Annotated in this window: 9 protein-coding genes; 3 read left to right on the top strand and 6 right to left on the bottom strand. The window is 70.6% G+C overall.

The genetic code is table 11. The features are described 5' to 3' along the window. Positions 1–131: 131 nt before the first annotated feature. The 3 genes from F0L68_RS23380 to F0L68_RS23375 form a co-directional block, all read right to left on the bottom strand. Positions 132–3,161 (bottom strand): helix-turn-helix transcriptional regulator, encoded by a 3,030-nt coding sequence (locus tag F0L68_RS23380; protein WP_149851779.1) that lies wholly within the window; start codon positions 3,159–3,161, stop codon positions 132–134. 11 nt (positions 3,162–3,172) lie between these two features. Continuing rightward, positions 3,173–3,343 (bottom strand): hypothetical protein, encoded by a 171-nt coding sequence (locus F0L68_RS42570; RefSeq protein ID WP_188316756.1) that lies wholly within the window; start codon positions 3,341–3,343, stop codon positions 3,173–3,175. Between the two features lie 357 nt (positions 3,344–3,700). Beyond that, complete coding sequence (locus F0L68_RS23375; protein ID WP_149851778.1) at positions 3,701–6,061, bottom strand: chitinase C-terminal domain-containing protein; 2,361 nt, start codon at positions 6,059–6,061, stop codon at positions 3,701–3,703. 199 nt (positions 6,062–6,260) lie between these two features. Between F0L68_RS23375 and F0L68_RS23370 the strand changes: the two genes are divergently transcribed. Next, positions 6,261–6,653, top strand: a complete 393-nt coding sequence (locus F0L68_RS23370; protein ID WP_149851776.1) for a hypothetical protein — start codon at positions 6,261–6,263, stop codon at positions 6,651–6,653. Positions 6,654–6,720: 67 nt separating this feature from the next. Here F0L68_RS23370 and F0L68_RS23365 read toward each other — a convergent pair whose 3' ends face one another. The 3 genes from F0L68_RS23365 to F0L68_RS23355 form a co-directional block, all read right to left on the bottom strand. Next, a complete protein-coding gene (locus F0L68_RS23365; protein ID WP_149851774.1) occupies positions 6,721–9,528 on the bottom strand; it encodes an AfsR/SARP family transcriptional regulator in 2,808 nt (935 codons plus the stop codon). A 355-nt stretch (positions 9,529–9,883) separates the two neighbouring features. Further along, complete coding sequence (locus F0L68_RS23360) at positions 9,884–10,099, bottom strand: DUF397 domain-containing protein (RefSeq protein ID WP_149851773.1); 216 nt, start codon at positions 10,097–10,099, stop codon at positions 9,884–9,886. A gap of 45 nt (positions 10,100–10,144) precedes the next feature. Then, positions 10,145–10,993 (bottom strand): helix-turn-helix domain-containing protein, encoded by an 849-nt coding sequence (locus F0L68_RS23355; protein WP_149851772.1) that lies wholly within the window; start codon positions 10,991–10,993, stop codon positions 10,145–10,147. Positions 10,994–11,240: 247 nt separating this feature from the next. Between F0L68_RS23355 and F0L68_RS23350 the strand changes: the two genes are divergently transcribed. Then, positions 11,241–11,567 carry a hypothetical protein gene (locus F0L68_RS23350; protein WP_149851954.1) on the top strand — a complete coding sequence of 109 codons (327 nt, stop codon included), beginning with the start codon at positions 11,241–11,243 and terminating at the stop codon, positions 11,565–11,567. A gap of 371 nt (positions 11,568–11,938) precedes the next feature. Further along, positions 11,939–12,763 (top strand): carbonic anhydrase, encoded by an 825-nt coding sequence (locus tag F0L68_RS23345; RefSeq protein WP_223199056.1) that lies wholly within the window; start codon positions 11,939–11,941, stop codon positions 12,761–12,763. Positions 12,764–12,768 lie beyond the last annotated feature (5 nt).

Genomic DNA, 12,768 nt, shown 5'->3' with positions numbered 1-12,768 from the left:
AAGTCGCACACGAGGAAGTAGCGGCCGCGACCGGAACGCTCCAAAAACAGCGCCCCGACCGCACCCGGTCACACAACGACACAGCCCGATCACACAACGACATCACGCAAGCACACGACGACGTCGCCCGGTCACGGATGGTCGAGCAGGTTCCGCTCGTAGGCGATGGCCACAGCCTCCGCGCGCCGAGTGGCTCCCAGCTTGGCCATGATGCGCGACAGGTGCACGCTCACGGTCTTCTCGCTGATGTACAGCTCCTCGCCGACCTGCTTGTTGGTGCGCCCCAACGCGACCAGCCGCAGCACGCCCCGCTCGCGCGGGGTGAACAGGTCCACCACATCCCGCTGCTCGGGCTCCTCGACAGCGCCCGGCCGCAGCGTGATCCGCGCCCGCTTGGCCAGCGCCGCAACGGCGTCGCGCAACGGCACCGCGCCCAGCCGCTCGGCCACCTCGTCGGCCAACCGCAGCTGCTCGACGGCCTCGTCCCGCCGCTCGGCGGACAGCAACGCCTCGCCCAACCGCCAGCGGCACTGCGCCTGCTCGTAGACGGCGCCGTAACCGAACGCCTCGACGGCCTCCCGCCACGCCTCCGGATCGCTGGCGCCGTGCAGCCTGGTCACCTCGGCCTCGACCTTCACCAGCCACGCCCGGCCCTCCGGCCCGAGCCGCGCGGTGAACGTCCGGCCGTGCTTGGCGGTGGCCCGAGCATGCTCGGCGAGCCGATCCCCCTCCGCGATCGACGCGGCCTGCGTCTCGGCGTCCCGCCGAGTGGCCGCCCGAGCCGCCAGATCCGCGTGCGCGGAAATACCGAGCGCGACGAGCCGAATCCCGGCCAGGCTCCAGGTGCCGCCCACCCGCCCGGACCACTCCAGCGCGTCCTGCATCCGCTCGACGGCCTGCGCCGGCCGGCCCCGCCAGGAGGCGAGCTCCGCCCCGCACCCACCGGCGAACAGGACGATCTGCACGTCCCGATGCCACTCCGTGCGCAGCTCGGTGATCAACCGCTCCGCCTCGGCGAACCGCCCACGACCCACCGTCACGTACACGGCAGCGGCGGCCATCCGCGCCGCCACCGTGTTGGACACGCGCAGCCCCGGTGGCTCCCCGGCGGCCTCGCTCCCGTCCCAGTCCCCCGCCGCGTACTTGCTGATCACCTGGAGGATGCGCAGCTCCAGCCCGAACGAACTCCAGGTGAGCCCGAACTCCCTGGCCCTGGCCACGCCCTCGTCGAACACCCTGGTCGACTCGAGCACCTCGCCAAGGTCGTACTTCGCCAGCCCGAGGTAGTACCGGGCGCGCAGCTCGGCGGTCGGCACATCCACCTGCACGGCCCGCTCGACGGCCTGGGTCAGGTGCGCCTGCGCACGGTCCAGGTCACCGGCGTGCGCGTCCAGCAGGCCGAGCGTGGCCAGCGCGTCCGCCTCGGCACCGCCCGCGTTCACGGCCCTGGCGTCGCGGACAGCGTCCTCGGCGCACTGCCGCGCCTCGTCCTGGCGGCCGCCGACGTAGCGCAGCACGCCGGCGCGCACCGCGAGCACCCACGCCCGCGCGTGGCTGGCCGGTCGGTCCCGCACCAGGTCCCAGGCGCGGTCGACCGCCTCCAGCTCCTGACTGAGGTCCCCGTCCAGCGGCGACAGCGCCTGGGCGAGCCGCCGCCACCGCTCGGCGGCCTGCTCCGGATCGGCCACCGGGTCGACCAGCTCCACCGCCGACCGCGCGTAGGCCACGGCGCGCTCCGGCTGGCCCGCCGTGCCAGCGCTCCAGGACGCCCTGCGCAGCAACATCAGCTCGGTCACGTCGCCGGGCCTGCTGCCTGGCGCGACCGCGTCCCACAGCTTCAACGCCTGCTCAAGGTGCTTCAACGACTCCGCGGGAGCACCCAACTTGTCGGCCTCGGCGGCCGCGCGCACCGAGGCGGACAGCGCCTGCGGCAGGTCGTTGCTCTCCATGCTGTGGTGGGCCAGCGCCGCCGCGGTGCCTCGCCCGCTGTCCCCGCTCTCGAGCCTGCCGGCCAGATACCTGGCGTAGGAGGCGTGCAGCCGCACCCGCTCGCCCGGCAGCAGGTCCCCGTAGACGGCCTCGCGCACCAGCGCGTGCCGGAAGAGATAGACGTCGGCCCCGTCCTCGACCTGGAGAACGTGCAACTGGACGGCCTCGCGCAGCGCCTCGTCGAGAACGGTGTCGTCAAGCTCGGCGACGGCGCGTAACCGCTCGTGCCGCAGCCGCCGTCCCCACACGGACGCGACCCGCACCACACGCTGCGCGACCGGGCTGAGTCGTTCGGTGCGCGCGAGCAGCAGATCCGCAAGCGCGGACGGAATCGCGCCGTCATCACACGCCGTGTAGGCGGCGAGCAGCTCCTCGGCGAAGAACGCGTTGCCCTCGGAACGCTCAGCGACCTCGGCGCGAATGTCCTGCGGCATCCGGTCGTCGGCCAACGCGGCGACGAACGCCTGCGAGTCGGCCTTCCCGAACGGTTCCAGGTCGATCCGCTCGACGGCGGCGAGCCGGACCAGTTCGGTCAACAGCGGCCGGAGCGGGTGCCTGCGGTGCAGGTCGTCGGTGCGGTAGGTGGCAACCACCAGCAGTCGCTGGGAGCGCAGCCGCGCCAGGAGGAAGGACAGCAGGTAGCGGGTGGAGTCATCGGCCCAGTGCAGGTCCTCGATGACCAACAACACACAGTGGGGCCCGGCGAGCTCGCTGAGGAGCCCGTGCACCGCGTCGAAGAGTTGGAGCTGGCCGACGTCCTGCTCGGCACGTCGACTGGCCAGCATCAGATGAGGGGCCGGGGTGTCCCGGCTGGGATTGCGATCGGCCGGCATCGCCAACGCGGGCAACAGGCGCCCAAGGGCGGGCCTGGCCTGCACGGCGGCCAGCTCATCGCCGCCGAGTTGCGCCAACGCCTCGGCGAAAGGCAGGTAGGGCAGGCCGGTCTCACCAGCGTCAAGGCACCGCCCGGTAAGCACCAGGGCACCCTCTGCGACCGCCATGGCCGTCAGCTCGTCGACCATCCTGGTCTTGCCGACGCCGGCGTCACCGGCCAGCAGAATCGCCCCGGCGGCACCTGCGGACGCCTGCTCCAGGGCGGCACGTAGCCGGCGCAGTTCCCGGCCACGTGCCACCAATGGAATTCCAGAGCCTAGGCGCGCCACGGGTGGCATGTTCGCACACCTCAGATGATGTCGCCGTGACCGTTTCGCGCTGCACTCGAGCGGTCACGCAGCTTGCTCCACCACGTCCCACCCTGCCGGCTGGCGTGCAGGCGGTGGGCGGCCGCGTCGCGCAGCAGCGCCTTCTGGCGGTAGTCAACCTCGGCCTTGATGGCGTCCGGCGTCCATTCCATGTCACTCACTCCTTCGATCTGTCCGGGCTCGTCCCGGACAAGATGAAGATTCGTCGTGAGGTGGGGTGTCCGGCATCGGACGATCACGCACCCTCGGCCCGCGAATCCCTTACCCCTGATCCGCCTGAGCCGTTCGGCGCAGGAGTAAGGGCCCGCGCCACCCCTTACCCGACCCGAGCCCGGCCCATCCTTACGAACGTGACCTGGCGTTTCGCCGCCAACCACGACGCCGCAGGTCGACGACACCCCTCAGCCGGGACCGTCCTCGTCATTCAGCCGAAATGACCGAAAAGTGAATCGGGTGTGCCAGATGGTCACAAGACCCCATCCGACACACCCGACCCGGCTCACCTCAACTCAGCAGGCACCCAGGTCCTTCCACACCCCCCACTGCCCAGTGGTCCCGGGCTCCTCGCCCTGAGTCCACCACTTGGCCGACCACGTGTGCCCCTTGTGCGCGACCACGGCACCGCCGTTGTACACGGCCGTAGCGGTCCACTCCGCCGCGCCACAGGACGGCGGCGCCGTCGTGGTGGTGGTCGTCGTCGTCGTGGTCGTAGTCGTAGCCGTGGTCGACGTGGGCGTGGTCGTCGAGGTGGGCGGAGCCCCACCGGCCCCCCTCGGATAGTCCCCGGTGATCGCATAAGTCTTGCCACCGAAGGTAATCCGATAGTTGGACGGCGTGCTGACGGGCAGCTGATAGACGATCTGAATCGTCACGCTCCCGCCCTTTGGCAGCGTCTGCCAACTGGGCAGCGTGACCGTCACATGCTGGAAGTCACCCTTCAGGCCTCCCGCATTGGGCCCGCTGTGCCCCTTCTGCGTCACCTGCAACCCGAACCCGGACTGGTCGGACATGCTCCCCGGCGCGCTGGTCCCGTAGTCGAACTCGAACTTCGCTCCACCGGGGATGTCCTGCGTGGACCCGTTGGTGATGGTCATCTTAGGGTTGATCGGATAGTTGTTGTCCCCCAACGCAAACCCGGACACATCCACCGACACGTCAAGCATGTCGGCAGGAGCAGCCGTGCTCGCCTTGGCGTTCCCGTAGGGCGCCGCCCCACGCAACCCGTCATTGATCTTGGTCAACAACGTGTCGCCCATGAAGTACTGCTTCTTCACGTTGTCATAGGCGTAGTCGCCGGCAAGCTCCCAGATCATCACGCCGCCGATGCCCTTGTCCGCGACGTACTTCGTCTTCGCCGCGACGGACTGCTCGTCCTCCGTCGACAGGAACACCTTCTTCGTGTCGTTCCACAGCCACGGCGACGTCAACGTCGAGTCGTACTGCCGCGCGTAGACCCCGGTCAGCTTGTTCTTCGGCAGGTTCGGGTCAAGGCCGTAGGACGCCAGGTAGTCGCCCGTGATCCCGTTCTCCAGGTTCTTGGCGTGCCACATGGGGTTCACGCCGGACGGCACCTCGGCACCGCCCGCGGTCGAGTCGTGCCACAGGTTGTCGATGCCGATCGCGCCGTCGCCACACGGCACCTTCGACCCGACGTTGCCCGCGGTGCCCGGCGGACACTGGGTCTGGTCGGCCAACGCCGACGTGCCACCGAGCCCGTTGGTGCCGCCGGTGACGTTCTCCCAACCCCTCGTGTAGAACGGCAACCCGATGTTGATCCGCCCGGCCTGCATCGCACCCCGGAAGTAGTGGTACGCCCAGTCCGTGTTCAGGTACCCCACACCCTCGTACTGCGACGTGTTGTAGACGTTCCAGTACGCCAGCTCCGGGTCCGCGCCGTTGTCGTACAGCGCCGCGTTGGGCGCCACGAACTGGTTCCACGACCCGTGCAGGTCGTAGGTCATCACGTTCGCGTAGTCCAGGTACTGGGTGACCTGGTAGGTCTCCGCGCCCCGCAGGATCCAGCCCGACGCGGACACGGCCGCGCTGAGCAGGTAGTACTTGCCGTCCGCGATGCTCGCCGCGTCCAGCTTGTCCCGCAACGTCTTCATCAACGCGACGTAGCCCTTGAGCAGGTCGGCCCGGTGCGCGTTGGAGATCGAGTAGTCGTCGGGGTTTCCGGCGTAGTTGGCCGAGGTCGCGTACTCGTAGTCGATGTCCGCGCCGTTGAACCCGTACGTCCGCAGGAACTGCACGACCGAGTCGGCGAAGGTGTCCATCGCCGACTGGCTCTGCGTCAGCTGGTAGAAGCCGCCGGTCGCCGTCCGCGTGCCGTCCGGGTTCAGGATCCCGCCGGTCTCCGCCCAGCCGCCGATCGAGATCAACGTCTTGACCGCGGGGTGCTGCTTCTTGAACTTGTTCAGCAGGTTGAAGTGGCCCTTGTACGGCAGGCTCGGGTCCATCTCCGCACCGGGAACGCCCGGCCACTCCATCCCCGTTGACGCGTTGTTCGCGCCGTCCGGCCCGACCGAGACCTTGTTCTGCTGGTCGATGTGCGCGAACGCGTAGTTGAGGTGGGTGACCTTGTCCCACGGAATGTTGCTGGCGAGGTAGGCCGGGGAGCCGTCCTTGCCGGTCCGCCAACTGGAGAAGTAGCCGATCACGCGCCTGGAATGGTCGGGGCCGAGGTTCTCCCGGCCGGTGTTGTCGTAGACGGAGCAGTACGGAACATCTGCGCCGGCCGCGTGGTAGAGACCGTCGGGTCGACAGTCCTCGTTACCTGCCGCATGCGACTGTGGTGAGTGCACGGCGGCTATCAGGAGCCCGGCCACCGTGGCGAACAACGCCAACAGTGGCACCACTCTTCTGGACACGTGTTACCTCCTGGACAGGTCGGCGGCCTGGGCAGGGTGAACGTGTGCCCGACTATGGCCTGGATCACCACACTCGGGTCACCTGAAGGTAAAGAGGTCCAGACCTTTCTGTCAATAGGTCTGGACCATGCCCACCCGAACACCGCCTGTTTCGACTCGGCCGAAGTGGGGAACTCGGTGCCAAGGAGGTGAGTTCGACATGCTGATCCTCGGACTCGTACTGATTGTCCTCAGTGCCGGCTACACCACGTTGTTGTTCGCCTACAACAATTCAGGCGGCCCCTACTACACCGTCACCATGTTCGGCCACGACGTTGCGTCGCTACGCCCTGCGGGCGTCTTCGCGGCCGGCATCCTGACCGCGCTGGTCTTCTGCCTCGGCGTGTGGATGGTGGTCTCCACCGAGCGGCGCAGGCGGGTAGCCAGGTTGCAGTACCGCGAGGCACGCCAGGAGGCCGACCTCGCCGCGACCGAACGGGACAAGCTCGCCAAGCAGCTCCGCAAGACGGAGGAAGCCAGGCAGCCGATCATCCCGCAACAAACCACCACCGTCGTGCCCGAGCAAACCACCCCGAAACACACCCGCGCCTGACCCACCGCCGCTCGTGGGCGGAGACCCCATTCACCACAAGGGTTTCCGCTCACGACTCGGCGGGGACTCACGACTCGGCAAGGCTGGCCCGCACCCGCTCCGCCTCCGGCGCGTCCAGCTCGGTCAGCAACACCAAGGCCCGCTGCCAGTGCGCACCAGCCCCGGCCGCCCCACGTCGGTGCAGCACGCTCGCGATCCGGTCGTGCGCCAGTGCCTCGTGGTACGGGCTGGCCGCCTGGCTGGCGTTCACCAACGCGTCCCGCGCGCTGTCCAACGCCAGATCGTGCTCCCCCAACTCGAGCAGCGCCTCGGCCAGATCCGTGCGGGCGGCCGACTCCCCGCACAGCTCGGCCACCTCGTGGTACATCCGCAACGCCGTCCGCAGCCACGGCACGGCATCCGCGTGCCGGCGCAGCGCCAGATACAACAGCCCAAGGTTGTGGTGCGCGTTCGCCTCGCTCCAGCGCGAACCCCCGACCCTGCTGGCCTCCATCGCCTCCCGGTAGTACGCCTCGGACTCCGCCACCCGCCCCACGTCCTGGAGCGTGTTGGCGATGGCCGTCAACGCCCGCGCCTGCCGGTCCGCGTCGCCGAGGGACCGCGCGACCGCCAGCGCCTCCCGCTGCCGCGCCAACGCCTCGTCGAACCGGCGGAACTGGAGCAGCACCACGCCGAGGTTGAACAGCGTGACGAACTGCGCGTCCGGATCGCCGAGTTCGAGCGCGGCGCGCAGCGCGACCTCGTGCGTGCCGAGCCAGGTCTCCCGGTCGGTGCGCAGCCAGAAGAACCGGGACAGCGTGTACGGCAGCTGCCACGCGTGCGTCAGCCACCCCGACCCGGCCGCGAGTTCCGCCGCTGCCAACAGGTTCGCGCGTTCGGCGTCGAGCCAGGCCATCGCCTCGGCCGAGCCAGCCATCGCCGGCACCTCGGCGGGCGGGCACTCCGGCGCGATCCGCACCGCGCCCCGGCCGATCGGCAGCAGGTCGTCCGCTAGGTCCGCGCAATGCAGGTAGAAGTCGAGCAGCCGCCCGGTCGCGGCCCGCCGATCCGGCTCGGGCAGCTCGTCGGCCAACGCCCTGCTGTAGGCCCGAACCAGGTCGTGCGCGAGGTACCTGCCCGGCTCGCCGACCGACAGCAGGTTCGCCGCGCAGAGCGCGTCGACGGCCCGCTGCGCCGGGACCAGCGGTTCGCGCAGCAGCGCGGCGACCAGCCACACCGTGACGTCCGGGCCGGGATGCAGGCCGAGCAGCGCGATCAGCCGCGCCGCAACGGGATCGAGCGCGCGGCGCGAGGCGTCGAAGGCCGCCCGCACCGAGCTGTCCCCGTCCTCGAGGCCGAGCGCGCTCAGCCTGCCGTGTTCGTCGTCCAGCTCGGCCACCAGCTCGGCGACCAGCAGCGTCGGCTCCACGGCCAGCCGGGCCGCCGCGATCCGCAACGCCAACGGCAGCCGGTCGCACAGCTCGGCCAGCCGCCGCAACGCCGGCAGCTCGGCCGCGCCGCGCTCGCCCGCGATCCGACCGAGCACCTCGACGGCCGTGTCCACGGTCAGCAGGTCCAGCTCGACCAGCCGGGCGTCGGCGTGCGCGACCAGGCTGACCAACCGGCGCCGGCTGGTCACCAGCACGCACGACCGCGACCCCGGCAGCAGCGGCAGCACCCCGGCGGTGTCCCGAACGTTGTCGAGCACCACGATCATCCGCCGGTCGGCGACGACCGTACGGAACAGCGCCGCCCGCTCCTCCAGCCCGTCGGGCAGCTGCGCGGGCGGCACACCGAGCGACCGCAGGAACCGGGACAGCACCTCGCCGGGATCCAGCGGCTCCTGGGCCGGGTCGTAGCCGTGCAGGTCGACGTAGAGCTGGCCGTCGGGGAACTCGGCCCTGACGCGGTGCGCCCAGTGCACGGCGAGCGCGGTCTTGCCGACGCCGGCCGTGCCGGTCACCAGCAGCAGCAGCCCGGCGGCGGCCCGCGCGGCGAGCAGGCCGTCCAGCCGAGCCAGCTCGGCCTCCCGCCCAAGGAACGCGGACGGCTCCCTCGGCAGCTGGGCCGGCACCGTGCGCGCGGGGGCCGCCACTGCGACGGCGGGGCGCTCGGGCTCCAGCTCGGCCCCGGCAAGCACGGCCTGGTGCAGCCGCCGTAGCTCCGGCCCCGGTTCGACACCAAGCTCGTCGACCAGCACGCGGCGGGCCCGTTGGTAGGCGGCCAGCGCCTCAGCGGGCCGCCCAGCCTGGCACAGCGCCCGCATCAGCAGGGCGTGCATGCGCTCGCGCAGCGGGTGCTCGCCGACCAGCCAGGACAGCTCGCCGACGAGCGCGGTGCCGGTGCCCGTGGCCAGCCCCAGTTCGGCGCGCTCCTCGACCACGGCAAGCCGCCGCTCGACCAGCCGACCGCGCTCGACCTCGGCGAACAGGCCGGGCACCCCGCCGAGCGGTTCGCCAAGCCACAGGCCGAGCACGGCGTCCAGCTCGCGGGCCGCGCCGGCAGGGTCGCCGTCGGCGCGCAGCCGGGCCGCCAGCGCCACCCGCTCCTCGAACCGGTCAAGGTCGAGCGCGCCCGGCTCGACTCGCAGCAGGTAGCCGTCGCCGACCGAGGTGAGCAGGTCGGACCTGGCCCGGCGCGCCCTGCTCGGCTCGAGGACCCGCCGCAGCCCCGCGACGTAGGTCTGCACGAGGTTCACCGCGCTGCTCGGCGGGGCGTCGCCCCAGACGGCCGCGATGATCTGGTCCCTGCTGACGACCGTGTTGCGGCCGAGCAGCAGCACGGCGAGCACGGCGCGCGGCTTCGCCGCGCCAAGCTCGATCACCAGGCCGGCGCGCGAGGCGCGCAGCAGCCCGAGAACCGCGAAGCACAACGGATCCTCGACGTCGTCCGTCACTGTCGTCGTCCTTGCCGCAGGGGTTCGGGGCCGGGGTCCGGTACTCCAGTCGGACTCCAGTCACGCTGTAGCGGACTTCTTACGCTAAGCGTGTCCGAACAACCACACCGGGCAAGGACGAACCAGCCGACACCCCAGGTTGATCGGACAACGACGACACAGTCGTTTGCCCTCCCTCAAGCGACGCGGGTCGGCCGGCGTGCAAAGGGCATCCAGCCCGCGGCGGCGGAACGCCGGCCGGCCCACGTCCCTCGACCCTCATCGGCGCGGCCCCATCGGCTCTGCCGCATCGGCCCGCTCCCAGCTGAGCCCTTTCGTCAGAGCCCCGTCGGCGGAGCCCATTCAGCTCAGCCGGCTAGTCGGCGAGGTCGAAGTCCCCGCTCTTGGCCGACATCATGAAGCGCGCCCAGCCGGCCTCGGCGAAGGTCAACGCGCCGCCGTCCCGGTTCTTCGAGTCGCGCACGGCCGTGCCGTCGCCAAGGCCGGCGAGCTCGACGCAGTCCGCGCCGCCTGCCGACGTGCGGCTGCCCTTACGCCAGCGCAACAGTTCCCCGGATTCCACCGATTCCATCGATTCCACTGGATCTTTCCTCTCGTTCCCCAGGAAAGGCGCTGCTCAGGAAAGGTCGCGAACGACCTGCGCGATCAACGCGGCCGAGTCCTCCGGTCCCAACGCGGAACCGAACAGGCGCTCGAACATCTCCGCGTAGGCCTGCACCTCGGACGGCTGCTCCAAATAGACGCCGTTTCGCGCGCTTTCGAGGTATACCAGGTCCGAATCCAACTGGTCGGGAAACGTGATGAGCACGAACGGGCCGTCCATCGCAGCGTGACCGCCTACGCTGAACGGGACGACCGAAACGGTGACGTTGGCCAGTTCGCGTACGTCCAGCAGGCGGTTGAGCTGCGCGAGCATGGTTTTCCGTCCGCCGACCAGCCTGCGCAGGGCGGCCTCGTCGATCACCGCGTGCAGCATCAGCGGATCTTCCTCGACCAGCAGCGCCTGCCGCGCCCTGCGGGCCTGCACGCGGCGCTCGATCTCGGCGTCGGTGACGTGCGGCAGCACCTCGCTGATCAACGCCCTGGTGTACGCCTCGTCCTGGAGCAGCCCGGGAATCATCAGGCCCTGGTAGGTGCGCAGCGACTCCGCGTCGGCCTCGAAACCGACGTAGCGGCCAGGCACGACGTCGCCGTACTCGTCCCACCACGCCTTGCGCCGCGCCTCCCTGGCGAGCTGCACGAGTTCGTCGAGCAGCGGACCGCTCGCGCCGTACGCGTCGAGCATGTCGCGGACGTCGCGGGGGCTGACGCCGACCCGGCCTGTCTCGATCCGGCTGATCTTGGACGCGGAGCATTCCAGTTTCTCGCCGACCTCCTCGATGGTGAGGTTGGCTTCCTCGCGGAGCCGGCGAAGCTCACTGACAAGACGGCGCTTACGCAGGGTTGGGCTGGTGCCCCGGGTCATCCGCACACCTCCCTTTATCCATCGCACAGTCTGTGACCGGCCGAGGAAAACGCAAAGCGACGTCATCCATTCGTGTATTGCAACTTGCAGTTGATCACGAGACGGTCGCAGGCTGCTTGGCACGCTCCCAACACCCCGCCGCGGCGCGTTTCCCCCGAAAGGATCACAGGATGACCGACACCACGGGACGACGCCTCGCCGTCGCCTGTAGGACTGCGGCGCCGACCAGCAAGGCCCGGTGACGACGATGGCCGTCACGGTCTTCCGCCAGCTCGACAGGTCCCTGCACGATCATCTCGACAATCTCGTCCGGCTCGCCTACCACGCCGACGACCACGCGGCGGCGGAGCTGGTGCGCGTCGAGCTGCCCAAGGTCGTCAACGCGGTGCGGGCGCTGCTCGCCGTGCACCAGCCGGACGAACACGGCCGCTGCCCGACCTGCCGGACCAGACGCTGGACGCGGCGCAGGCCGACGCCGTGCCGCGCGTACCTCACCGCGCAGCTGTGCCTCACCGTCGTCGACGAGGAGTCGCCCGGCCGACAGGGCCAACACCACCTGCGCACGGTCGGCTAGGAGCTTCCAGATCGGATGGCGGCCGCGAGGCTCGTCCATCCGGCACCGGGCGGCGCGCCCCTCCTCGTCGCGCCCCCTTCAGCGCCGTCCGGTGTCGCCGAGGCGGAGCCGGCACCGCTCATCCCCCGACCGGTGTCGGTTCCGCCCCGGCTCCGTTCGTTGATCAACACAACCGGCTGAACTTGCTGGGTCCTCCGGCCGCGCGCCCCCATGATGGAGCTGACGCGACCTTCCGCATGGCGATGCCCCGTTCGGGCTCGGCCGGCTCTGTCAGCGCCGGCTCCCGACCACGCGGCTCCGTGCCTACGGCGTCAGGGCAAAAACCGCCCGCCGACAATCCGTGCCGCCGAAAATCGTGGAGAGGACACCAGATGAACCGACCGCACCGCTCGAGGTCCCACGCCGGCGAGCACACCACCGCGGGCCCGCCTGCCGGCTGGCGCGCGCGGCTCGCGGCCCTGCTCCGCGGGTTCCGGCCGCGCCCAGCCACCCCGACCGGACACGGAATCCTCGGGCCCGGAGCCGTCGGCGCGGTGCCCCGCCAACGCGACGGCGACGACCTGCTCGGCGGCGTCTACGAGTTCGAGCAGCGGTGCGCTCCGCTGGTGCGCCCGGTGCTCGCCGAGCTGGCGGCGCGCGGGCAGCGACCGAGGCAGCTGTTCATCACCTGCGCCGACTCCCGGGTGGTGCCGAACCTGATCACCGCGACCGGCCCCGGCGACCTGTTCTGCGTCCGCACGGTCGGCAACCTGGTGCCACGGCACGTTGCGGCGTTCGCCGAGGGCGACCACTCGGTCGGCGCGGCCGTCGAGTACGCGGTCGAGGTGCTCGGCGTGACGACCATCGCAGTGTGCGGGCACTCCGACTGCGGCGCCGTCCGCGCCCTGCTGACCGGCTCCGCGCCCCCGCGCTCCCATCTGCGGGCGTGGCTGCGGCACGCGGAGCCGAGCCTGATCCGCTTCCACGAACCCGCGTCGCCGAGCACCGAGGAACTGCCGGTCGCCGAGCGGCTGTGCGTGACGAACGTGGCCCAGCAGGTCGAGAACCTGTTGACCTATCCGAGCGTGCGGGAGGCCGTCCAGGCCGGCCGGCTGAACCTGGTCGGGATGTACTTCGACCTCGCCGCCACCAGGGTCTACCTCGTGGACCCCGACCGCTACGGCCTCGACCCGGTGCGCGCCCCGGCGGCGGGCTGACCCGG

This window comes from Solihabitans fulvus, assembly GCF_008386585.1.
GTDB classification, from domain to species: Bacteria; Actinomycetota; Actinomycetes; order Mycobacteriales; family Pseudonocardiaceae; genus Solihabitans; species Solihabitans fulvus.
This window is presented reverse-complemented; position numbering and strand designations above follow the sequence as displayed.

What these genes read in the sequence shown, in the direction of transcription:
- F0L68_RS42570 (WP_188316756.1), bottom strand. Translation starts at nt 3,343, where the DNA reads ATGGAATGGACGCCGGACGCCATCAAGGCCGAGGTTGACTACCGCCAG.
- F0L68_RS23360 (WP_149851773.1), bottom strand. Translation starts at nt 10,099, where the DNA reads ATGGAATCGGTGGAATCCGGGGAACTGTTGCGCTGGCGTAAGGGCAGC.
- F0L68_RS23345 (WP_223199056.1), top strand. Translation starts at nt 11,939, where the DNA reads ATGAACCGACCGCACCGCTCGAGGTCCCACGCCGGCGAGCACACCACC.
- F0L68_RS23355 (WP_149851772.1), bottom strand. Translation starts at nt 10,993, where the DNA reads ATGACCCGGGGCACCAGCCCAACCCTGCGTAAGCGCCGTCTTGTCAGT.
- F0L68_RS23370 (WP_149851776.1), top strand. Translation starts at nt 6,261, where the DNA reads ATGCTGATCCTCGGACTCGTACTGATTGTCCTCAGTGCCGGCTACACC.
- F0L68_RS23350 (WP_149851954.1), top strand. Translation starts at nt 11,241, where the DNA reads ATGGCCGTCACGGTCTTCCGCCAGCTCGACAGGTCCCTGCACGATCAT.
- F0L68_RS23380 (WP_149851779.1), bottom strand. Translation starts at nt 3,161, where the DNA reads ATGCCACCCGTGGCGCGCCTAGGCTCTGGAATTCCATTGGTGGCACGT.